The following is a 24,010-nucleotide window of genomic DNA, read 5'->3' on the forward strand; positions in this document are numbered from 1 at the left end:
TTTGGTTGAAAAAATAGAAAAAGGAGTCGTTTTTTTAATCCCATCCAGAGTTTCGAATTTGTTTTTGATGGGAATTAGAAAATACTATAAAAACAGATTTTATTAATTCGTGCATTTTTGGATATATGTACATTTTTACATGTTTTTTATTTATCTATATAATTGTTAATAAGTTAGTTGTGTTGTTTTGTTATTTGTGTTGTTTTTGATTTTGGATTCTGGCTTTGGTTCTGTTGAAAAAAGAGAAGAGGTTACTAATTACACGAATTATTAAATGTGTTTTTTAATTTTATGTAGGTTATGTAAACTATTCAAAATAAATTCACTCCTGAATTTAATTTCTTATGTAGTTGATGTGATGGAGAAATCATTATAAGCTACATTAAAGTAAAGTCTTTTTTTGTTAAGTAAAAAAAGGGCGAATCCTAATTAATTGGATTCCCCCTTTTTTTAATAAAACTATTTTTTTTATAATACGATCTACTTTATAGATAAAAGAGTTATTTCACTTGATAAAACGTAAGATTATTTATAAGATTAAAAAAAATTACCTCTGATGAATTCTCATTTTTAGACAAGTTTTTTACGGTAGTTATTTTAATTTAGAAATGTCAATAATTGACTCATAATCTATTTCTAAAAAATCCTCCACCATTTTTAACCAATAATTTTGAATAAATAATTTGTGGTTTGGATGATTATTATAACTTTCGTAAGTTTTATAATTATCAAATTCCATTGATAAACCAAACTCAAACTTATTTTTAGAACTTGTTTGTTTTAATGCTTTAAATTTTTGTACACCTGGAATTTGAGATAATTCAAAAGCAGCTTTAAAAAAATCTTCTTTTTCTATTTCAGAAATAGCTGATTTGAATTTAAAAATTACGGAATGATCTATCATTTTTTTTTAATTGAATTGCTATTCATTAATTTGTTATAATAATCAATAGATTGATTGATGGCTTTATTAACACTTGAGTTTTCATCATCTTCAATATCGCTTTCAAGAATGATGTTGCCGTTAAAATGTTGGCGTTTTAATTCCTTAAAAACAGCAGGATAATCAATTATGCCAGCTCCTAAAGGAACATCTTTTAATTCAGGGTCATTGTAGGCTGTAATATCTTTTAAATGAAGAGCAATAATATGACCTTCTAGTTTTTTTAATGCCTCTACAGGGTTTATACCGCTTTTAGGATAGTGACCTAAGTCTGGACAAGCTCCTAAATTAGGGTATTTTTTTAAAGCGACTAACAAAGTATCAGGATTCCAAAAAGAGCTAACACCTTTCCAATGGTTGTGAATAGCTAATTTAATTCCATAAATCCCAGCTAAACTATCAACAGTTTTTAACATTTCAGGAGCTGGTTCGGCGGCAATGTATTTAGCGTTTAATCCTTTTGCAATTTCAAAATCTCTAATCCATTCTTTTACTGTTTTTCCACCAGTAGCATAAATAGATTCCATTTTTAACCCTTTGTTTTTAATCATTGCATCTATTTTTTTGATGCCAGAAGGAGATAGGTTCATTACCAAAGAATCGTTAAATTCTTTTCCTGCTTTGCTAAAAGTAAAACCTTCAATATATTTTAATCCTGTATTAGCAGCTTCATCTAGTTGTTTGCTAACAGAAGAGGTTAGAAATCGTTCTTTACTTTTCTCTTTTTCTTCAGCTGAAGGGGTGTGAAATGCCCATAAAGAAACTCCAAATTTCCAACCAGGAGTTGGGTCTAATGCAGCAATTTTTTTGATATCATTAGGGAAGTCAGTAATTTCTTGAATAGTAATGTCTTTATAAAATACTTCTGCACCTTCTGATTGTAATAGGATTTTTCCTTTGGTCAATGGAGTTGTTGATTTGTCAACATTCTGAACACCTGCATTTTGTAAAGCCATCACAACATGACCGTTCACTAAATATATTGCCGAACTGCCGATGGTATATAAATCTACGGTTGTCCATTTGGTAGTATCACTTTCAAAATCTTGAGAGCGGCTCACTGCGTTATTAAGAGTAGGTGAGTACCCTCCCATAAGTTGGAAAGCTGCATTGGTATCCCATTTTTTATCACTAACTCTTACATCAGCAAATGGTCGCAGAGAAAAATCTTTATTGGCTACTAAAAATAAATCGCCAGTTGTTTTTTCGGCAATCTGTAATTCAAGTCCCATCATGAATACATTCCAAAGACCGTCTTCATTTGTGCCGATAAGGTGAAACATGATGCCACAATCTTTTGGTAAATCTAGACGAGGTGCCCATTTTTTTGAGCCCCATTTATACTTTAATTGCAAATGATAATTAGTATATTCTGATTTGGTGGTCAGTCCGCCATAAATTTCGCCAGAAACCTTTAAAACTTTTTCGTTATTAATAGTCACAACTTTGAAGACTTCTTTGGGGTCATTCATGCCTAGAGGTGTTCCATCCATTCCATTTCCTTTTATAGTGCCTTCCGGTAAACCCTTGACACTTGTATGTGGAACGCCCAGCCATTTATACCAATAACTCAAATTTTTATCTAAAAGATTGATAGGTTTGTTTTTTGTTTGTGATTGACTATTTATTGTCATAGAAAGGCATAAAATTACCGTGAAGGCAATTGCTTTTACTGTTTTCATAAATTTGTATTTTCTTTGATTAAATTGGTTGTTTTAGTTGGGAAATAAATTGGGTAGTAAAATTTTATTAGTCAAAATTGAGGATTAAAAACCAACTTAGTTAATCAAAAAAAGGCTACTACTATTCAAAATCAACACATTTGTAGATATTCCATTGGTGTTTGGCCAGTTTGTTTTTTGAAAAAACGAGCAAAGTTGCTCGGATTTTGATCGCAGAGTTTTATAGCGATTTCGGAGATGTGCAAATCGGAATATTTCAGGAGGGTTTTTGCTTCTAAAACCAGCATTTCTTTCAGTAAATCTTGTGCAGTTTTATCGGTACATGTTTTGACACATTTGTTCAGATAATTTGGTGTAATGTTCAGTATTTTAGCGTAATCTGAAATATTTTGATATTTATAGATGTGCTGTCCTAATGCATTTTTATAACGTTCCGTGATTTCAAAAAAGGAGTTTTTGGTTTTCTTGATCTGAAGTGGGATTTCTTTTTTTAGGGCTTCAAAAATCACCAATAAATTATAAGAAACAAGGTTTTTATTGGCTGTGTTTTCTTCTTTATACAATTCAAGCAATCTATTCAAAATAAACTCTATGTTGTTTAATGTGCTTTCAGACATCTGAATCACGGGATTCGACTGAAATTGAAAAAAAGGAAATTGTTCGCTAAGGTAATTTTTAGGTAAATAATCGAATATTTTTTCATCGAAATGAAGATAAAATCCTTCTGCATCATCGCTAATCATTTCGTGCTGGGTAATTTGATGGGCAGGTAAAAAAAAGATAGAAGAAGGACCAAACTCATATTTGTTTAGTCCTTTACTTCTTTTTGAAATTCCTTTTTTTAGAAATATAAAATCATGTACTGTTTTACGATGTGGTAAAACCTGAAAACTGGATTTATTCGAGATATCTTCCAATCTATTGATGTGGTATTCTTGATGAGTCTGACTAGACATAAAAGGCCTCCAAGTTGTAGTATGAGAATGAAAATTATTCATTTCAGAAGGTATCAGCGTTGGGATGTACTCTTTAGTAGTCATGATTTTTTTATATTTTAATAAAGTTACAAAAAAATATTATTCAATTATCGCAACTGCTCTTGTCCAACCAGCACTAGCTCCTTTTATTTTTGCAGGAAAGCAAGCTACTTTAAAACCAAATGAAGGTAAGGCTTCTAAATTGGCTAATTTTTCTATTTGGCAATATTCTTTTTCAATTCCAACATAGTGGGCTTGCCAGATAATTCCCGGACGTGGATTGTTTCTAAAATCTTCTGCTTGAATATGCAATGGAATATCCCAACCCCAACCGTCAGTTCCCATTACTTTTATTCCTTGGTCAATTAACCAGTGTGTCGCTTTTGCGGAAGCGCCCACATGAATGCGTACAAAATCAGCATCGTGAATGCGTTTGTCAGCATCACAACGAATTAAAACAATATCAAAAGGTTTTAATGTATAGTTTATAGCGGCTAATTTTTCGATTAAATCTTCTGGTTCAAACATGTAACCGTCTGGTTTATCAGTAAAATCAAGAACAACTCCATCGTGGAAAAACCAATCTAAAGGCATTTCGTCAATCGTGCGGGAAGGTTTCCCTTCGCAAGTTGGATAATAATGATAAGGCGCATCCACGTGAGTACCACAATGACTAGTTACCGTTAGGAGTTCTCCTGCAGGGCCGTTTCCTTCGATGAATACATCTGTTAATCCATGGAATAGTTTTCCACCCATTTTTTGAGCTCCTTCTTTGTGGTCTTCATAAATGATTGTAGTTGGTAACGGTTCTTTTATTTCTTCAGAAATTGTAACGGAAAGATCTATTATTTTCATGTTGTATTTTTTTAAAATTTAATTTTTAAATTGTATTCCTTCGAATAATTTTTCGACTTTAGATTGTTTTTTTTTATTTTAAAAGTCTTCCACCATCAACAGTTATAATATTACCTGTTGAGAACGTTAGTTGAGTTGCAACTGAAAATACAGCATTGGCCACATCTTCACCTAAAGCAAATCTTCCTAAAGGCGTATGCTCTTTTTGAGTTTTCAAAAAAACGGGGTCCATCGTAGCAGTATATTCTCCTTCAACGAATCCTGGCGATACGGAGACTACTCTTATTTTTGGTGCCAATGCTCTTGCTAAAGAACGCGTCATTGAATCCAAAGCAGCTTTTGAGGCACAATAAGCAACATTACTTCCTGTGCCAAAAATTCCTGCAATGGAAGAAATATTTACGATTAGTCCAGTGGCTTCTGTTGATTTTTGCAACAAATCTTTAAAAGCTCTTGCCATAGCAAAAGAACCTCTAAAATTAGTTTGCATGATTCTATCAATCCATTCGTCTGTTAATCCTTCAAGATCATCGTGTGGAACCGGAGTAGTAACACCTGCATTATTCACCAGAACATCTAGTTTGGCGTACTTCTCTTCAACGAATACTTTAAAGGCTTTTACTTTTTGCGAATCTGTTGTTGGAGCATGAAAAAAAGCATGATTTCCTTCTGGTAAAGTTGCAATGAATGCCTCGGCTCTTTGTGAATTAGAGTTGTAACTAATGATGACATCAAAATCGTTTTCGGCAAATTTTCGACAAATCGACGAACCTATTTCGCCAGAACCACCTGTAACTAGAACCGTTTTACGCATATTATTTTATTTCTATTTCAGCATTTTTATATCTTCTCACTCGAATATCCGCTTGTTCTTTGTGTCCCCAGAAATTTTCTATTGCACACAAACGAGAACAATATTCACCAATCATGGCACTGGCTTCCGGTGTTCTAATTTCCTGATACGAACAAGTTTTCATGAATTTTCCAACCCATAATCCGCCGGTGTATTTTGCTCCGTGTTTTGTAGGTAACGTGTGATTGGTTCCAATTACTTTATCACCGTAAGCAACATTAGTATATTTCCCTAAAAACAAAGCACCAAAATTAGTCATGTGTTTCAAGAAGTATCTTGGGTCTGCGGTCATTACCTGAACGTGTTCACTGGCAATTCTATCGGCTTCGGCTACCATTTCATCAACAGTGTCAACTAGGATAATTTGTCCATAATCTCTCCAAGAAATACTGGCTACATCTGCTGTCGGTAACGTTTTTAGTTGTCTTTCTACTTCTGCCAAAGTTTCGTAGGCTAATTTCTCTGAATTGGTCAATAAAATGGATGGAGATGTTGGTCCATGTTCTGCTTGTCCCAATAAATCAACAGCACAAATTTCAGCATCGGAAGTTTCATCAGCAATTACTAAAGTTTCTGTTGGACCAGCCAACAAATCAATCCCTATTTTTCCGAATAATTGTCTTTTGGCTTCGGCGACATAAGAGTTTCCGGGACCAACAATCATATCTACAGATTCGATTGTTTCGGTTCCAATTCCCATAGCAGCAATGGCTTGAATACCTCCCAATAAATAGATTTCATCGGCGCCAGCCATATACATTGCGGCAACAGTTGCAGCAGGAATCTGTCCATTAATAGGTGGTGTACAAGCAATAACGCGTTTTACTCCGGCTACTTTTGCGGTAAGTACACTCATGTGGGCTGAGGCAACCATTGGGTAACGACCACCAGGAATGTAACAACCTACGCTGTTTACGGGTACATTTCTATGACCAAGAAAAACGCCCGGAAGTGTTTCTACTTCAATATCATGCATAGAATTTTTTTGATGTTGCGCAAAATTCCTAACCTGTGTTTGTGCAAATCTGATGTCTTCTAAAACTTGTTCTGGAACACGGCTTATAATTTCTTCGATTGTTTCTTTTGAAAGCAGAAAACTTGCTGGCGACCATTTGTCAAATTTTTCAGATAAAGATCGAACAGCGGTGTCGCCACCATTTTTTACTTCTTCTAATACGTTTTCAACAATTTCTCTAACTTTTTTGTCATTAGATTCTGCTTCAAATAATGCGATTCCTTCTTTAATTATTCGTTTCATGGGTGAATTATATTTTATTGATGGTTTGAAAATGTTCTGCAATAGGTGGATTTTGAAAATGGGGTGATAAAACAGCTCTCCATTGGGTAAATAAAGGAGATTCCCGGAAACCAATGGTATGGTCTTCGAGTGTTTCCCATTGTATTAATATCACAAATTTGGTTGGGATTTCGATGCAATGTTGGAATTCTAATCCAAGAAAGCCTTTGGATTTTGAGACCACTAATTTGGCTTCCTCAAAGGCAGTTGTAAAAGCGGTTTGTGATTGCTCTTTTATGTCAAAAGTTGCTATTTCTAAAATCATATCTATAATAATGGAGTTAAAATAAATGTATTAGTTAATTTAAAAACTTGATTTTTTATACAATCAATAATTAATCAAAGTATTTTTTACAAAATTCTTAAAAATTAATACAGGAAGAGAATCATTTAAACGCTAGAAATAATCAAAATCAATCATTTTTATCGTTTTAACTTAATTTTAAAACGATTGAGTATTCAATTTTAAAGAATAACGGTAAGAAATAGACTAATTACTATCTTTTTGGCTATTATTGCTTCTAAAAATATTAGGAGAAAGACCGGTTTGTTTTTTAAACAATCGGGAAAAATAGGCAGGATCTTTAAAATTCAGTAAATAGGAGATTTCAGAGATGGAATAGGAGGAGTACAATAGGTATTTTTTTGCTTCGGTAATACAATATTCATGCACGACCTGTAAGGCTGTTTTTTGTACCAAAGTCTGGCAAATTCGGTTTAAATGAACGGGAGTAATTCGCAATTCATTCGCATACTCTTTTATGAGTTTCGATTCGGGTAATGTTTTTTTAATCAGTTTTTGAAAAGCATGAAAATAACCTAATGTTCTATTATTAGATAGTTCTTTTTGGTCTTCAAAGGTGTTGTTTAAATGATGTAGTCCTATAAAGAATAATTGAAATAGTGATTGAAGACTGATTTGTTTATAGATACTACTTTCAAAAATCGTTTTAGTTATTTTATTTTTAAGGTAAATAAAATCATTTAAATCTTGGTTGTCCAAACTGAAACTGTACTGTTTTACTTTGTTTAATTCCAATAAAATAAGTGGCGTGTTTTTAAAAATAGTTTCAATGAATTGTTCTGAAATGGTAAACACTTCTCCAATTACATCTGACTGAAATTCAAAGCCATGAAAGGTATTTGTGGGGATTAAAAGAATGCAAGGAGCTTTCAAATTTATTCTTTTGTTGTCTTGAATTAAGACGCCTTCACCAGAAGAAATAATAAAAATTTGGAATAAATCCGTGTGTAAGTGAACGTTAATTTCCCAATTATACAATTTGCTTCGGGTTGCCAATAATTCATGGTGCACAAAGTCACCAAAATCACGTTGATTATTGTCACCATAGAGTCCTTTGTAATTGAGAAGATTTTTTTTCATGGTCGTTTTGCGATTACAATAGTATCAATTTTTTTTGAAACAAAAATATAAAATGTTTCTTTTGTGCAAGAATATATAAAGATAGTCCAAAATTGTAATCCTCACTTCGAATACATTTGTTTCATAGATTTTTATAACTAGTAATACTATTATATGAGTGATTTTATAGAAAGCTCTTTTGATATAGAAGTGCAGCCATCGTTTTTGTATCCAGAATATACATCGACAATTTTGCGTGCGCCGAGTAAACCTTTGATTGTTTTGAAGAAATCGTTGGCAGAAAAAACGGGGCCACTTTTTGAGGATTTTAATTTGGGAATTTTAGATCATGATTTGACTAAAAATGCAATCAAAAACGGAGAACCAATAGGCGAACGTATTGTAGTTCATGGAAAAGTAATGAATGAAAAAGGACAACCAATACCGCATACGCTGATTGAAATTTGGCAAGCCAATGCTGCGGGTCGGTATGTGCATAAAGTGGACCAACATGATGCGCCCTTAGATCCTAATTTCTTAGGAACTGGGCGTTGCATGACCGACTCCGAAGGGAATTATAAATTTTACACCATCAAGCCCGGTGCTTATCCATGGGGAAATCACCTTAATGCTTGGCGTCCCAATCACATTCATTTTTCGTTATTTGGCAACGAAATCTCCAGCCGATTAATCACACAAATGTATTTTCCTGGTGATCCATTATTGCAATATGATCCTATTTATCAAGCTGTAAAAGCGAAAGGTAGAGAACTATTGATTTCAAAATTCGATTTAGATAGTACCGAACCTAATTTTGCGCTTGGGTATCGTTTTGATATCGTTTTAAGGGGAAATCAGGCAACACCATTTGAAAATAGATAAGAAATTCCATAGAAATAATGAATAGTAAAATGTTACAAACACCTTCACAAACCGTTGGTCCTTATTTCGCTTATGGACTTGCACCAGAGCAATATTCCTATGATTTCAAAAGTTTAGTAGGAAATCGCATCTCTGATAAAACCTCGGATTTGATAACAATAAAAGGGAAAATTTTCGATGGTGAAAATAATCCTGTTCCTGATGCGATGATAGAACTTTGGCAAAATGACGGAGCAAATCAATTTTTTGGTAGATTTGGTACAGGAACGGATGCTGAAAATCATTTTATTTTTGAAACGATAAAGCCAAAATCGGTTGATGGTCAAGCTCCTTACGTCACTCTTATTATATTTATGCGTGGACAATTAATTCATTCATATACAAGGGTTTACTTTTCTGATGAAGAAGTATTAAATGAACAGGATTCTATTTTAAATACGATTGCTTCGGAGAGAAGAAATACCATTATTGCCCAGAAAAAAGAAGGATTTTACGAGTTAGATATTTATATGCAAGGCGAAAAGGAGACTGTTTTCTTTGCTATTTAGCAATTAATTTTAAAACATATTTATGAGCTTATACACCCAATTATTTTATTCGAAAGAAGTAGATGTGATGTTTTCGGATTCGGAAGCTATCGCACAAATGCTACGTGTTGAAGTGGCTTTGGCGGAAGCCCAAGCAAATAAAGGGTTGTTTTCTAAAGCTATTTCAGAAACAATAAAAGCGAATTGTGTTACTTCTGAAATAGATATTGATAAACTTAAAATTGAGATAGCACTTGGGGGAAATGCTGCGATTCCTTTGGTAAAACAATTGACACAAATTGTAAAAAAGAAAGATACTGAAGCGGCAAAATTTATTCATTTGGGAGCAACAAGCCAAGATATTGTGGACACCGCAATGGTTTTGCAAATACATGAATATATCGTTTGGTTGGATTATAAAATCAATCTTTTAGAAGAACAATTAATTGCATTAACCATCAAGCATCGTGAAACCATCATGATAGGACGCACGCTTTTGCAACAGGCAAAACCTACAACTTTTGGATTTAAAACGGCAGGTTGGTTAGCAGCTGTTACAAGAAGCAAACAGCGTTTGCAAGAAATTCAGAAACGAGTTTTAGTAGTTCAATTGGGTGGAGCAGTAGGGAATGGAAATACAAATATTTCAACTGAAATTCAAGAAGAATTTGCCCGTTTATTAGATTTAGCACCTTCTTTTACTTGGCATTCGCACCGAGACAATTTGGCTGAAATAGCAAGTGTTTTGGGAATCTTAAGTGGAAGTTTAGGAAAAATAGCCAAGGATATTTCATTGTTAATGCAAACGGAAGTTGCAGAAGTTTTTGAAGGTGCAGCTGATGGAAAAGGCGGATCAAGTACGATGCCCCACAAACGGAATCCAGTTACTTGTGCCGCGATATTGGCGAATACGAATCGGTTGCCACATTTGGTTGCCACGATACTTTCGGCAATGCCCCAAGAACAGGAACGTTCAGCTGGTTTATGGCATTCAGAATGGGAAGTCTTGACAGAAATTATGCAATTAACGGCCGGTTCTGCTGAAAAAAGTATTGCATTAATCGAAGGATTGGAAGTTGATGAAAACCGAATGCTAGCCAATCTTGAATTGACCAAAGGTTTAATCTATGCCGAAAATTTAGCTTTGGCATTAGCCCAAAAAATAGGCAAGTCCGCTGCGCATGAATGGATCGAAAATGCGTGTAAAAAAGCGATTCAGGAAAAGAAACATTTAAAAGAAGTGGTGCTCGAAATGAATATCGAAATAGCCGATTTAGATTCGTTACTCGACCCAAAAAAATCGATTGGATTAAGTCTTGAATTAATCGACCAAGTTGTAAAGAAATACCAATAAACGGAGATGAAAACAAATTATAAAATAACGGGAACGCCAAATAGTCCGGTTTTAGTTTTTTCTAATTCCTTGGGTGCCGATATGGGAATGTGGGAGGAATTGGTTCCTTTCTTGTTGCCTTATTTTCGAGTGCTGCAATACGATACCCGCGGACATGGTGGAAGTGAAGTTACTGAAAGTCCATATACAATTGATATATTGGGAAATGACGTTATTGACTTATTAAATGAGTTGAAGATAGAAAAGGCATATTTCTGTGGTCTTTCGATGGGTGGATTAATTGGACAATGGCTAGGAATTCATCATCCTAATCGAATTATAAAACTGATTATAAGCAATACCGATGCTAAAATTGGAACAACGGAAACTTGGAACGAGAGAATCAATACCATCACCATAGATGGAATGCAAGCTATTGTTGACGGGACTATGGAACGTTGGTTTACCGATGATTTTAGAGAAAAAAATCCAAGCAGAATTGCTGAAATTAAAGCTGTTTTTCTTAAAAATAATGCACTTGGATACACCAATAGTTGTGCTGCGATAAGAGATGCTGATCTTAGAGACCATTTGCATAAAATCACCACTGAAACTTTAGTTATTACTGGAGATGAGGATGCAGTTACCAATGTAACACAAGCCGAAGAATTGGTAAAAAACATTCCAAATGCAAGTCTAAAAGTACTTCCTGCACGTCATTTATCAAGCACGGAACTTCCAGAAGAATATGCTGAAATACTCATCGATTTTATTGTGGGGGAAAGCACTTTCGAAAAAGGAATGCACGTACGGCGCACTGTTTTGGGAGATGCTCATGTCAATAAAGCGAATGAAAACTTAAATGAATTTAATGGGGAGTTCCAAAATTTCATCTCCAATTATGCTTGGGGCGAAATCTGGACTCGGCCAGGATTATCAAAACACAATAGAAGCCTTATTACCATTGCTATGCTAATTGCCTTAAACCGAAAAGCAGAATTACAAATGCATATCAAAGCGGCTTTTAATAATGGAGTTTCCAAGGATGAAATCAAAGAAGTGATTATGCAATCGGCTTTGTATTGTGGCTTACCGGCTGCCAATGAAGCGATTCATACTGCTGAAGAGGTATTTAGAGAAAATAAAAAATAGACCAAAAGACACTTTAAAAAATGAAAAATATTAAAACTCAGGTTGGCATCATCGGTGCTGGCCCGGCTGGACTTACGCTTGCAATTTGGCTTAAAAAAAATGGAATTGAAGCCGTAATCATTGAACGTCAAAGTCGTATCTATATAGAATCTCGTGTGAGAGCAGGATTATTAGAACAAAATACAGTAGACATTTTTAAAGATTTAGGTGTAGCTGATCGTCTTGTGGAAGAAGGATTAGAACATCATGGTGTTTATTTAAGTTTTAATGGAAAACGAGTAAGAGTACCTTTTGACGAACTTACAGGTGGTCGTAAAATCACTATTTATGGTCAACAAGAAGTTGTAAAAGATCTTACTGAGGCTTGGCTTTCTTCAGGCGGGAAAATTTATTTTGAAGCACAAGCGGAAAAAATTGAAGATTTCGAAACTAATAACCCAAAAATTTATTTTCAACACGAAGGAGAACAAGGCGTAATTGATTGTGATTTTGCTATGGCTTGCGACGGATTTCATGGTTTAGGCAGAAAAACATTGCCTAAAGAAAGCTATAATGAATTTACGCACACCTATCCTTTTAGTTGGTTGGGAATTCTTGCTCATGTTGCTCCATCATCAGAAGAATTGATTTATGCCTATCATGAAAATGGTTTTGCACTTTCTAGTCTTCGCTCTGAAGAAGTGAGTCGTTTGTACCTTCAAGTTGATAATGATGATACGCTGGAAAACTGGTCTGACGAACGCATTTGGGAGGAATTGGCAATTCGTTTGGGAACTGAAGGATGGGAATTGAAATCGGGTCCTATTTTCGAAAAAAGTATTACACCTATGCGCGGTTACATGATTGATAACTTGCAATATGGAAGATTGTTTTTAGCAGGTGATTCGGCTCATATAGTGCCGCCGACAGGAGGAAAAGGACTCAATTTAGCGGTTGCAGATGTCAAACATTTAGTGGATGGATTGGTTGATTTTTATAAAAATAATTCAATGAAAGCGCTGGATGGTTATACTAAAACAGCTCTAAAACGAATTTGGCGTGCACAGGATTTTTCGAATTTTATGACGGCTCTTTTCCATAAACAAGAAGAGCACGGTTCTTTTCAATACAGCATGCAACAAGCTAAATTTGATTATATAGCGATCTCTAAAGCGTATGCTACGACCATTGCCGAGAATTATGTAGGATTGCCTTTTGAAGCTTTCGAATAAAATTTTTGTTTTAAAAACTGCATTCCATTTATAAAATTATTTTACAAAAAAAGAAATGAAACAAGTTCCTATTATAGATTTACACACGGCTGCTAAAATGGTGAAAGAAGGAGACACACTTCTTCAAGGCGGTTTTGGAATGACAGGCAACCCTGTTCACCTGATGCATGCGCTTGCCGAAATTGGTACAAAAAACTTAACCTTTATTGGTAATAATACTGGTGAAGCCGGTCTTGGAGGTGGGCGTTTATTGAGAAATGGACAACTTAAAAAAATGATTGGTTCGTTTTTTACGTCTAATCCAGATGCTGTAAAAGCAGCACAAACGGGTCAGGTTGCTTATGAACTTTTGCCACAAGGAACATTAGCCGAAGCGATTCGAGCAGGTGGAGCAGGAATAGGCGGTTTTTATACGCCAACATCAGCAGGAACACTAATTGCCGAGGGTAGAGAAACCAAAATAATTGATAATGTGGAACAGGTTTTTATCAAAGGAATTCGGGGAAATGTAGCCTTTATTCGTGCATGGAGAGCAGATACCGCTGGGAATTTGCAGTACCGAATGACCGAAAATAATTTTAATAAAGCGATGGCAACCGCTGCTGATTTGGTCATTGCCGAAGTCGAAGAAATTGTTCCCGTAGGTGAAATTGCACCTGAATTTGTACATACGCAAGGTTGTTTTGTTGATTATTTGGTCGAAGCCAAAATTACTTTGGAAGACTTAGGAAGCTCGGCTTCGGTTTCGACTTCCAAAAAAGTAGATGAAAGCCGAATGTATATGGCGAAACGAGCTTTGGCAGAATTAAAAAAAGGAGATGTGGTGAATTTAGGTATCGGAATTCCAACATTGGTAGCCGATTTAATAACCGATGAACACGGGATTATCTTGCATACCGAAAACGGAATGTTAGGCGTAGGTCCAGTTCCAACTGACGGTGGTGGTGCAATGGATTATCCAGTAAATGCGGGTAAAATTCCTGTAACTGCACTCAAAGGAAGCAGTTATTTTGATAGTGCCGATTCCTTTGCAATGATTCGTGGAGGGCATGTGGATACTGCGATTATGGGGGGGTTAGAAGTGGATGAATTTGCTAATTTAGCTAATTGGGCTGTTCCTGGAAAACCTTTATTGGGTGTTGGTGGGGCAATGGATTTAGCTAAAGGAGCTAAACGATTAATCATCACCATGACACATTCGAATCCTGATGGTTCTTCTAAGATAGTTCCAAAATGTATATTACCGCTTACTGCATCGGATGTGGTGGATTTAGTGATAACTGATTTAGCTGTTTTTTCTTTTAACGAAGGAAAACTGACCTTAATCGAAATTATGCCGGGTAGTTCTCTAGAAGAAGTACGCGCTAAAACGACAGCGAAATTTATTGAAAAATTAAATTAGAAAATTATGAATAAATCGTATATCATAGATGCCATTCGAACGCCGATAGGTAGTTTTGGAGGAAGTTTATCCACTGTAAGAGCGGATGATTTGGCGGCATTAACCATCCAAGAATTAGTAAAAAGAAACCCGAATATTCCTGTAGAAATGATTGACGAGGTGATTTTGGGAAACCATAATCAGGCAGGGGAAGACAATAGAAATGTGGCTCGAATGGCTACTTTATTGGCAGGATTGCCTTTTACGGTTCCGGCTCAAACGGTCAATCGTCTTTGTGCTTCGGGGATGTCAGCGGTTATAGATGCTTCACGCAGTATTCAGGTGGGTGATGCCGATATTATGATTGCAGGCGGTATGGAACACATGACACGTAGTCCTTGGGTTATATCTAAGACTTCGAAGCCTTTTGGGAATGATGCCAAGATGTTTGATTCCAGTTTTGGATGGCGTTTTGTAAATCCCAAGATGGAAGCAATGTACGGCACGGATGCGATGGGAATTACGGCGGAAAATTTAGTCGGAATGTATAACATAAGTCGGGAAGATCAGGATTTATTTGCCTATAATTCGCAACAAAAAGCATTTGCAGCACAACAAAACGGACGATTTGATGAAGAAATAATTGCAGTAGAGCTGACAGATAAAAAAGGAATTGTTACTTTGTTTTCTAAAGATGAATTTATAAAAGGAAACACTTCTCTGGAAAAACTAGCGACTTTAAGAGCTGCTTTCAAGCAAGATGGAGGAAGTGTAACTGCGGGTAATGCAGCGGGTCTTAATGATGGTTCAGCCGCGTTATTTTTAGCTTCTGAAAAAGCCATAAAAGAATATAATCTGAAACCATTAGCCAGAATTGTTTCTTCGGCAATTGTAGGTGTAGAGCCTAGAATAATGGGAATTGGACCTGTAGGCGCTACTCAAAAAGCACTTCAAAAAGCAGGATTGACATTAGATAATATTGACATTATAGAATTGAATGAGGCTTTTGCAGCCCAAGCTTTGGCCTGTACCAGAGCATTGGGTTTAGCGGATAATGACGCAAGAGTCAATCCAAATGGAGGAGCAATTGCACTCGGACATCCGTTAGGAATGTCAGGAACTCGTTTGATTCAAACTGCCGCAATCGAACTTCAAAAACAAAATAAAAGATATGCATTGTGTACGATGTGTATTGGTGTGGGAATGGGTTATGCTGTGATTATCGAAAATGTGAATGTAAAATAGTTATTAAAAGAAATTTGCCTATTTAATTTTAAAGAATGCACTACTAAATAATACCAATTATGAGTAACGAAAAATTAAGAAGTGAAGCTTTGGCTTACCATGCCAAACCACAACCAGGAAAGATAAAAATTGTACCAACAAAACCGTATGCTACCCAACGAGATTTGGGATTAGCGTATTCGCCAGGAGTGGCAGAGCCTTGCTTAGAGATACATAAAAATAAGGATGATGTCTATAAATATACTGCAAAAGGAAATCTTGTTGCGGTGATTACCAATGGAACAGCCGTTTTGGGATTAGGGGATATTGGTCCTGAAGCTTCAAAGCCGGTAATGGAAGGTAAGTGCTTGTTGTTTAAGATTTTTGCTGATATTGATAGTATTGATATTGAATTGGATACTAAAGATATTGATAAGTTCATTGAAACGGTAAAAATTATGGCTCCTACTTTTGGAGGAATCAATTTGGAAGACATCAAAGCACCGGAAGCTTTTGAAATCGAAAGAAGATTAAAAGAAGAATTGGATATTCCGGTGATGCACGATGATCAACATGGAACGGCTATTATATCGGCAGCAGCCTTATTGAATGCATTGGAAATAACCAAGAAAAAAATAGAAGAAGTTCGCATCGTAATCAGTGGAGCAGGTGCAGCCGCAGTTTCTTGTACCAAATTATACAAAGCTTTTGGCGCCAGTGCCAAGAATATTGTAATGCTTGATAGCAAAGGAGTCATTCGAAGTGACAGAGAAAATTTATCTGCCGAAAAGCTAGAATTTGCAACGGACAGAAAGATTGACACGCTGGAAGAGGCTATGGTTGATGCAGATGTTTTCATAGGACTTTCGGTTGCTGATGTGGTAAATCCAGAGATGTTGCTTGCTATGGCAAAAGATCCTATTGTTTTTGCAATGGCGAATCCAGATCCTGAAATTGCGTATGATTTGGCGGTAAGCACAAGAAAAGATATTATTATGGCAACCGGTCGTTCGGATCATCCGAATCAGGTGAATAATGTGTTGGGATTTCCGTTTATTTTTAGAGGAGCACTAGATGTAAGAGCGACCAAAATAAATGAGGAGATGAAAATGGCTGCTGTAAAAGCTTTGGCCGATTTGACTAGAGAAGCGGTTCCAGAGCAAGTGAATATCGCTTATGGAGAAACTCGTCTTACTTTTGGAAGAGATTATATTATTCCAAAACCATTTGACCCCAGATTGATTTCGTCAATTCCTCCGGCTGTCGCCAAAGCGGCTATGGAAAGTGGTGTTGCCAAGATGCCTATTACCGATTGGGACAAGTATAGAGAAGAATTGTTGCAGCGTTCCGGGAATGATAATAAAGTGGTGCGCATGTTGCATAGCCGAGCCAGAATGAATGCTAAGAAAATAGTTTTTGCGGAAGCAGACCATTTGGATGTGTTGAAAGCAGCCCAAATTGTTTCTGATGAAGGAATTGCAATTCCAATATTATTAGGGAATAGAGAAACGATACTAGAATTAAAAAAGGAAATCGAATTTGATGCTGATGTTCTAATAATTGATACTAATGCTGAAGAATCGTATGAAGTGAGAAATCAATATGCCACTAAATTCTGGAATAACAGAAAAAGAAGTGGTGTGACGCTTTACGGTGCACAAATAAAAATGAGGTCCCGCAATTATTTTGGTGCGATGATGGTACTTGAAGGAGATGCAGACGGAATGATATCAGGGTATTCCAGAGCATATCCTACGGTGGTTAAACCAATATTTGAAGTTATAGGAAAAGCTTCTAATGTAAAAAAAGTAGCAACCGTAAACATTTTGACAACCGAAAGAGGTCCTATGTTTTTAGCGGATACTGCAATAAATATTGATCCTACTGCGGAAGAATTAGCTGATATTGCTCAAATGACAGCTAATGTAGCGACCACTTTTGGTTTTGATCCCGTTATGGCGATGTTATCCTATTCTAATTTTGGTTCTTCGGTACATCCTCATGCCACTAAAGTGAGAGAAGCCGTTGGAATTTTGCATGCTAAAAAGCCGGACTTGGTTGTGGATGGAGACATACAATCTGATTTTGCGTTGAATACGGACTTGTTGCAAAGTAAATTCCCGTTTTCTAAATTGGCTGGTAAAAAAGTAAATACCTTAATTTTTCCAAATTTAGAATCGGCAAATATTACGTATAAATTAATGAAAGAACTGAATAAGTCGGATTCTATTGGTCCAATAATTATGGGCCTTAGTAAATCAGTTCATATCCTTCAATTAGGAGCAAGCGTAAATGAAATCGTTAATATGACTGCTGTAGCGGTGATTGATGTGCAAGAAAGGGAAAAAAGAAAGAAAGCAAAATTGAATGTTTAGAGAATAGATTTTTTAGAAACAGTTCATTATTTTGATAAAATGAATATAATAACGATAAAACCTCAAGAGCTTCTTGAGGTTTTTTTTAGAATTTTATGTGTTTTAAATTATAAATAGATATTAATTATTTATTTTGTACAAAAGATAAGGAGTGATGAAGAAACAATTTTATAAATGGATATTTTTCAAGCTCATGGGTTGGAAAATAGTTGGAACAATTGATGCAGATATAAAAAAATGTGTAATGATGGTTATGCCGCATACTAGTGCGCATGATTTTTATTTGGGTATTTTCACCAGAGGAATAACTGGCTTAGAAATGAACTGGGTTGGAAAAAAAGAATTGTTTCGTTTTCCTTTCGGGATTTATTTTAGATACATGGGAGGAGAGCCTTTGGATAGAACAGGTGGATTGAATAAAGTAGATTCTATTGCAGCTATTTTTCAAAGAAAAGAAATTTTCCGACTTGCCGTTGCTCCAGAAGGAACCCGTAAAAAAGTAACCGAACTAAAAACAGGATTTTATTACATTGCACTAAAAGCAAATGTTCCAATAATTCCTGTTGCTTTTGATTTTGGAAAAAAAGAAGTTAATTTAGGAAATCTATTAATTCCTTCAGGAAATTTAGAAGCTGATATGCTTATTTTGAAAAAACATTATTTAGGAGTTGAAGGTAAAATTCCTGAAAAAGGGTTTAAGGAATAAATTAAATCTTTTTTTTAATAAAAAATAACAAGACTATTTATTATTATAAATCGTTCTGAAAATTAATCTGGAACATAACTTTTAAAAGTTCCATTTTTATAAAAGATGACAATCTTATCAATTTCACTCGAAAAAGATTCTTTTGCTATATTTTGACTTTCCATTTTTTTTGCTTCCAAAGCATTTATTGGATTTGTGTCTTTTATTTCTGAGAATAAATTTTCAGGAATAATTTCGTTGTTTAATGGAGTAGGGATATTTTGCTTTATAACTTCTTCAAATACATTTTCTTTGGTATTGATGTGTGCGGTATTTTTTGGAAACGTTCCTTTTCCATTCAAAATCCAATACAAATCAACATCAGGAAAAACGTCTAAAATTTTAAGGATAAAATCCAGACTAGGTTTGTTTCTTCCCGAAAGTAGGTGAGACAAACTCGAACGCTGAACGCCAATTTTATCAGCAAAAGAAGAAGCATTCAGACCGTAATAATCCAGTATAATTTCTAGTCTTTTTATAAAATCGTCTATGTTTACCATTGTAAATTGTGATTAATAATAATCTATTTACAAATGTAACTAAATTAAGTGAAAGCGCCAAAATTACAAGTGTAAATAGTATTTATTGGAGTATTTTTATTAATGTTTTAATATAGATAAAAACATTTAATTAATTGATAAATAATAATTTAACTTGTATCTTTAATTAAGGTAACATTTGTCAATTATAAAGAGCTTATCTTAGAGTAAGCAATATGAAAAACTGTTTACATCATTGAAACAATTCAAATTCCACTTGTTTACAAATGTAAATATAAAGATGTTTACTTTTGTAAATCAAATAATATAGTATGAATTTAGAACAATTATTCAATCAATATAAAGAAGAATCTATCCACGGTCGTTACGTCACTTTAGATTCAATTGAACCTTTATTACAAAAATTAAACACCAATAATCAACTGAAAATTATTGGGAAATCAGTTCTTGAAAAGTCTATTTATTCCTATCAAATTGGTGAAGGTAAAACTAGAATTTTTCTTTGGTCTCAAATGCACGGAAATGAAAGTACAACCACGAAAGCACTTTTTGACTTTTTAAATGTATTAAATAGTGGGTCGGATTTGGCGAAACAATTGCTTAATGCTTTTACTTTTTGCAGTATTCCAATGTTGAATCCTGACGGAGCAACTTTATATACGCGTGAAAATGCTAATAAAGTAGATTTAAATAGGGATTCTCAAGACCTTTCTCAGCCTGAAAGTAAGATATTGCGACAAACTTTCGAAACTTTCAAGCCAGATTATTGCTTTAATCTTCATGATCAACGTACTATATTTGGAGTTAGTGATACTGGTAAACCAGCGACATTGTCATTTTTAGCGCCATCTTATAATGAAGAGCGAGAAATCAATGATTCGAGATTGAAGGCTATAAATCTAATTGCGGCTATAAACGATGTGTTGCAACAATATTTGCCGAATCAAATAGGGCGTTTTGATGATTCGTTCAATATAAATTGCATAGGAGATACTTTTCAGCATTTAGGCGTGCCTACTTTGTTGTTTGAAGCGGGACATTTTGCGAATGATTACGAGAGAGAAGTAACTCGGAAATTTGTCTTCATGGCGCTAATTTCGAGTTTTACGTCACTTTGCGAAAACGTTATAGTTAGCAATGGAATTAACAAATATTTGAATATTCCTCAAAATAAAGTCGTTTTTTATGATTTTATGTATAAAAACATCAGAATAAATTATGATGGTATCGAAAAAATCACCAATTTTGCATCACAATACAAAGAAGAGTTATTTGAAAATCAGATTTGTTTTAACGCCTATATTTCACAAATTGGCGAATTAGAAAATCATTTCGGTCATTATGAGTATGATGCTAAAGGAGCGCTATATAAAGATGACTATGATAATTTTCCGAAATTAAATCAAAAAGCTGATTTTTGCTTAGATAATAACATAAAATTTGTTAACGGAATGATAAAAATATAATATTTATATCGTTTTATTAATTTTTATGTATATTTTTATACTTTGTAATAGCAATTATTAATATTAATTAAAGAAATATGAGTAAGTTTCGTTTAGATGAAGTAGATCACCAGATATTAGATATGTTGATTGACAATACAAGGGTTCCGTTTACAGATATCGCAAAAAAATTGTTGATTTCTGCAGGAACAGTGCATGTTAGAGTAAAAAAAATGGAAGATGCCGGAATTATAATGGGATCTTCATTAGTTCTTGATTATGATAAATTAGGATATTCTTTCATTGCATATGTAGGTGTATTTCTTAATAATACTTCTCAAACAAAATTTGTTTTAGAGCGTATTAACGAAATTCCTTACGTAACAGTTGCGTCTGTAACAACGGGAAAATTTAATATTTTCTGTAAAATTAGAGCTAAAGATACGAAACATGCTAAAGATGTTATCTTTATGATTGATGATATAGAAGGAGTTTACAGAACTGAAACTATGATTTCTCTTGAAGAAAGTATAAATGATAAGAAGCGCTTGATGCATACTATTTTCAAAAATATGTAATTAATCTTGAACGCTATATTTTAAAATATAACCTCAAGTTTATTCTTGGGGTTTTTTTATGATAAATTGACTAACTAAACCAACTACAACTAAATTATGTACACGCTGCCTAAAATAGAACGTTTCAATCAAGACGTTCTTTCTAAATATCACATTTATAATAGTGTTTTTATTACATTACCTTTTGATTCTATAGACAATACTGGTGTTTTGCTTCCTTTGTTTACGGATGTTTGTGATACTGGTTTTAAGAAGCAAGAAACTCCTAAAGAGATTGTTGATTTTTTTGCTAAAAGATATTTGCATAGCGCCTCTGAAACAGAGAAAATTGATTTGATGTTTCGTTTTATTCAATACATTGAAAGACAGATTGTTTTGTTTGATGCTATTGAAGATGCTGCTTTTCCTGTAGTTAATAATATGGAAGGAAGAGGTTCTTTAAGAGATATTAAAGAAAAATCAGAAGCGAAAGAGAAGGAAGAAGAGTTGATAGATTTCTTGGAGAATTTTAATGTAAGAACTGTTTTGACAGCTCATCCTACGCAATTTTATCCGGGTGCAGTATTAGGTATTATTAATGATTTAACGGATGCTATCCGTCAAAATAATTTACTTGACATTAAACAATTGTTAGCTCAATTAGGGAAAACTCCTTTTATCCAAAATGAAAAACCGAATCCTTTTGATGAAGCGGTAAGTTTGATTTGGTATCTTGAAAATGTATTTTATAAAACTTCTGGAGATATGGTTCATTATCTTCAAAAGAATATTTTTAATGGAAATTCAATTAAGAATCCATTAATTAAACTTGGATTTTGGCCAGGTGGAGATCGTGATGGAAATCCATTTGTAACAACAGGTATTACTTTGAAGGTCGCAGAACGTTTGAGAACTTCTATATTAAAATGTTATTACATTGAAATGAGAAATTTAAAACGTAAGTTAACTTTCTCAGGTGTAGATGTTTTAGTTTCAGAACTTGAACATAAACTTTATCGCTCTGTTTTTTATTCAACAGGAGATATTTTTATCACTTTGGACGAATTTAAGTCACAGTTGAAAAAAATAAAACAAATAATCATAGACCAACACCAATCATTATATCTTGATGAGTTAGATTCTTTGTTGATTAAAGTGAATTTATTTGGTTTTCATTTTGCCTCTTTAGACATTCGTCAAAATAGCAAAATTCATGATGCTGTTTTTAATGATGTTGTTGAATTTTATTTGAATTCAGACCCAGCTGTTTTTCCTGAGAATTATTTTGAATTATCAGAAGAGGAGAAATTTACAGTTCTCTCTAATACTAAAGGAGATTTAGATCCAAATGTTTTCAATAATGAAATGACTAAATCAACTATTGAGTCAATTCAAGCTATAAAAACAATCCAAGAGAAGAATGGTGAATTTGGTGCAAATCGTTATATCATAAGTAATAATGAAAGTGCGCTTAATGTAATGGAGACTTTTGCGTTATTCCGTTTGAGCAATTGGGAAAACCCATCGGTTGATATTATTCCGCTTTTTGAATCAGTTGATGATTTACAAAATGCGCATGCTATCATGGAGAAATTATATACCAATCCGGCTTATGCTAAACATTTGACAAATAGAAATAACAAGCAGACAATAATGCTCGGTTTTTCTGACGGTACAAAAGATGGTGGTTATTTAATGGCAAACTGGAGTATTTATAAAGCTAAAGAAGAGCTTACTGAAATCTCCAGAAAATACGGTATAAAAGCTATTTTCTTTGATGGTCGTGGTGGTCCGCCAGCTCGTGGTGGAGGAAAAACACATAAATTCTATGCTTCGTTAGGTCCAAATATTGAAAATAATGAGATTCAAGTAACAGTACAAGGACAAACGATAAGTTCTAATTTTGGAACTTTAGATTCTTGTCGTTATAATTTGGAGAATTTATTGAGTGCGGGTGTAACGAATCAAGTTTTTAGCAAAGGTCAGAATGAATTATCAACTAACGAGAAAGATATTTTAGACCAATTAGCTGAATTAGGATATGAAAAATACTTGAGTTTCAAGAATCATCCTAAATTCATTCCATATTTGGAACAGATGAGTACTTTGAAATATTATGCTAAAACTAATATTGGAAGCCGTCCATCAAAAAGAAGTAAATCAGAAAGTTTGGATTTTGCAGACTTGAGAGCAATTCCCTTTGTAGGTTCTTGGAGTCAATTGAAGCAAAATGTTCCTGGATTTTTTGGAGTAGGATCTGCTTTGAAGCATTTTGAAGATACGAATCAATGGAATAAAGTTCAGGATTTATATGACAACTCTTTGTTCTTTAAAACTTTGTTGGAAAATAGTATGATGTCATTGGCAAAATCATTTTTCCCATTAACAGCTTACATGAAAAAAGACCCTGAATTTGGTGCTTTTTGGCAAATTATCTATGATGAATTTTTGGAAACAAAACGTTTGCTTTTGAAAATTGCGGGTCATAAAGAATTAATGGAGAATTATCCTGATGGTAAAGCATCAATACAAATAAGAGAGCGTATTGTATTGCCATTGTTAACGATACAACAATATGCTTTATTGAGAATTAATGAAATTAATAAAGAGAAAAATCCTGATGTAGACTTGATTAAAGTGTATGAGAAAATTGTAACACGTTCTCTTTTTGGAAATACAAACGCAAGTAGAAATTCAGCTTAATTGAA

Annotated in this window: 21 protein-coding genes and 1 pseudogene; 13 read left to right on the forward strand and 9 right to left on the reverse strand. The window is 34.2% G+C overall.

All coding sequences use genetic code 11. From position 1 onward, the window contains the following. Window positions 1-592 precede the first annotated feature (592 nt). The 8 genes from OA85_RS03070 to OA85_RS03110 all read right to left on the reverse strand — a co-directional run bounded on the left by OA85_RS03070 (window position 593) and on the right by OA85_RS03110 (window position 7,991). Complete coding sequence (locus tag OA85_RS03070; protein ID WP_039108034.1) at window positions 593-904, reverse strand: Dabb family protein; 312 nt, start codon at window positions 902-904, stop codon at window positions 593-595. Beyond that, window positions 901-2,625, reverse strand: a complete 1,725-nt coding sequence (locus OA85_RS17470) for a TIM barrel protein (protein ID WP_052257131.1) — start codon at window positions 2,623-2,625, stop codon at window positions 901-903. The genes OA85_RS03070 and OA85_RS17470 overlap by 4 nt, the downstream gene beginning before the upstream one ends. Before the next feature lie 131 nt (window positions 2,626-2,756). Beyond that, window positions 2,757-3,665 (reverse strand): AraC family transcriptional regulator, encoded by a 909-nt coding sequence (locus OA85_RS03085; RefSeq protein ID WP_039108035.1) that lies wholly within the window; start codon window positions 3,663-3,665, stop codon window positions 2,757-2,759. A gap of 36 nt (window positions 3,666-3,701) precedes the next feature. Continuing rightward, entirely contained in the window at window positions 3,702-4,457 is a 756-nt protein-coding gene (locus OA85_RS03090; protein WP_039108036.1) for a cyclase family protein, read from the reverse strand. Between the two features lie 73 nt (window positions 4,458-4,530). Continuing rightward, a complete protein-coding gene (locus tag OA85_RS03095; RefSeq protein WP_039108037.1) occupies window positions 4,531-5,271 on the reverse strand; it encodes an SDR family NAD(P)-dependent oxidoreductase in 741 nt (246 codons plus the stop codon). Window position 5,272: 1 nt separating this feature from the next. Then, window positions 5,273-6,568 carry a histidinol dehydrogenase gene (gene hisD / locus OA85_RS03100; RefSeq protein WP_039108038.1) on the reverse strand — a complete coding sequence of 432 codons (1,296 nt, stop codon included), beginning with the start codon at window positions 6,566-6,568 and terminating at the stop codon, window positions 5,273-5,275. Window positions 6,569-6,575: 7 nt separating this feature from the next. Further along, window positions 6,576-6,872 (reverse strand): antibiotic biosynthesis monooxygenase, encoded by a 297-nt coding sequence (locus OA85_RS03105; RefSeq protein WP_039108039.1) that lies wholly within the window; start codon window positions 6,870-6,872, stop codon window positions 6,576-6,578. Window positions 6,873-7,097: 225 nt separating this feature from the next. After that, window positions 7,098-7,991, reverse strand: a complete 894-nt coding sequence (locus OA85_RS03110) for a helix-turn-helix domain-containing protein (RefSeq protein ID WP_039108040.1) — start codon at window positions 7,989-7,991, stop codon at window positions 7,098-7,100. A 153-nt stretch (window positions 7,992-8,144) separates the two neighbouring features. On the opposite strand from OA85_RS03110, the gene pcaH reads away from it, so the two are divergent. The 10 genes and pseudogenes from pcaH to OA85_RS03155 all read left to right on the forward strand — a co-directional run bounded on the left by pcaH (window position 8,145) and on the right by OA85_RS03155 (window position 18,761). Next, complete coding sequence (gene pcaH / locus OA85_RS03115) at window positions 8,145-8,852, forward strand: protocatechuate 3,4-dioxygenase subunit beta (RefSeq protein WP_039108041.1); 708 nt, start codon at window positions 8,145-8,147, stop codon at window positions 8,850-8,852. A gap of 29 nt (window positions 8,853-8,881) precedes the next feature. Beyond that, window positions 8,882-9,400: a hypothetical protein gene (locus OA85_RS03120; protein WP_197056050.1), complete on the forward strand. Its 519-nt coding sequence runs from the start codon at window positions 8,882-8,884 to the stop codon at window positions 9,398-9,400. A 22-nt stretch (window positions 9,401-9,422) separates the two neighbouring features. Further along, window positions 9,423-10,733, forward strand: coding sequence for a 3-carboxy-cis,cis-muconate cycloisomerase (pcaB, locus tag OA85_RS03125; RefSeq protein WP_039108043.1), 1,311 nt, complete (start codon window positions 9,423-9,425; stop codon window positions 10,731-10,733). A gap of 6 nt (window positions 10,734-10,739) precedes the next feature. Further along, a pseudogene (gene pcaD / locus OA85_RS03130) lies at window positions 10,740-11,480 on the forward strand (3-oxoadipate enol-lactonase); the annotation flags it as partial. A 3-nt stretch (window positions 11,481-11,483) separates the two neighbouring features. Then, complete coding sequence (pcaC, locus tag OA85_RS17755) at window positions 11,484-11,864, forward strand: 4-carboxymuconolactone decarboxylase (protein WP_369699880.1); 381 nt, start codon at window positions 11,484-11,486, stop codon at window positions 11,862-11,864. Between the two features lie 20 nt (window positions 11,865-11,884). Next, complete coding sequence (locus OA85_RS03135) at window positions 11,885-13,075, forward strand: 4-hydroxybenzoate 3-monooxygenase (protein WP_197056051.1); 1,191 nt, start codon at window positions 11,885-11,887, stop codon at window positions 13,073-13,075. A gap of 55 nt (window positions 13,076-13,130) precedes the next feature. Beyond that, entirely contained in the window at window positions 13,131-14,477 is a 1,347-nt protein-coding gene (locus OA85_RS17155; protein ID WP_082014108.1) for a 3-oxoacid CoA-transferase, read from the forward strand. Between the two features lie 6 nt (window positions 14,478-14,483). Then, window positions 14,484-15,701 carry a 3-oxoadipyl-CoA thiolase gene (pcaF, locus tag OA85_RS03145; protein WP_039108045.1) on the forward strand — a complete coding sequence of 406 codons (1,218 nt, stop codon included), beginning with the start codon at window positions 14,484-14,486 and terminating at the stop codon, window positions 15,699-15,701. Window positions 15,702-15,760: 59 nt separating this feature from the next. Continuing rightward, entirely contained in the window at window positions 15,761-18,055 is a 2,295-nt protein-coding gene (locus OA85_RS03150) for an NADP-dependent malic enzyme (RefSeq protein ID WP_039108046.1), read from the forward strand. Between the two features lie 154 nt (window positions 18,056-18,209). Continuing rightward, complete coding sequence (locus OA85_RS03155; RefSeq protein WP_039108047.1) at window positions 18,210-18,761, forward strand: 1-acyl-sn-glycerol-3-phosphate acyltransferase; 552 nt, start codon at window positions 18,210-18,212, stop codon at window positions 18,759-18,761. Window positions 18,762-18,823: 62 nt separating this feature from the next. Here OA85_RS03155 and OA85_RS03160 read toward each other — a convergent pair whose 3' ends face one another. Continuing rightward, entirely contained in the window at window positions 18,824-19,300 is a 477-nt protein-coding gene (locus OA85_RS03160; RefSeq protein ID WP_039108049.1) for a helix-turn-helix transcriptional regulator, read from the reverse strand. A 311-nt stretch (window positions 19,301-19,611) separates the two neighbouring features. Here OA85_RS03160 and OA85_RS03165 point away from each other — a divergent pair, with 311 nt between their 5' ends. The 3 genes from OA85_RS03165 to OA85_RS03175 all read left to right on the forward strand — a co-directional run bounded on the left by OA85_RS03165 (window position 19,612) and on the right by OA85_RS03175 (window position 24,005). Next, the gene (locus tag OA85_RS03165) at window positions 19,612-20,766 is read left to right on the forward strand and encodes a M14 metallopeptidase family protein (protein ID WP_039108050.1); all 1,155 of its coding nucleotides are present in this window, start codon (window positions 19,612-19,614) and stop codon (window positions 20,764-20,766) included. A gap of 77 nt (window positions 20,767-20,843) precedes the next feature. Then, a complete protein-coding gene (locus OA85_RS03170; RefSeq protein WP_035672404.1) occupies window positions 20,844-21,323 on the forward strand; it encodes an Lrp/AsnC family transcriptional regulator in 480 nt (159 codons plus the stop codon). A gap of 96 nt (window positions 21,324-21,419) precedes the next feature. Further along, window positions 21,420-24,005: a phosphoenolpyruvate carboxylase gene (locus OA85_RS03175; RefSeq protein WP_039108051.1), complete on the forward strand. Its 2,586-nt coding sequence runs from the start codon at window positions 21,420-21,422 to the stop codon at window positions 24,003-24,005. Window positions 24,006-24,010: the final 5 nt, after the last annotated feature.

Origin of the sequence: Flavobacterium sp. AED, assembly GCF_000812945.1 — a bacterium.
Taxonomy (GTDB): domain Bacteria; phylum Bacteroidota; class Bacteroidia; order Flavobacteriales; family Flavobacteriaceae; genus Flavobacterium.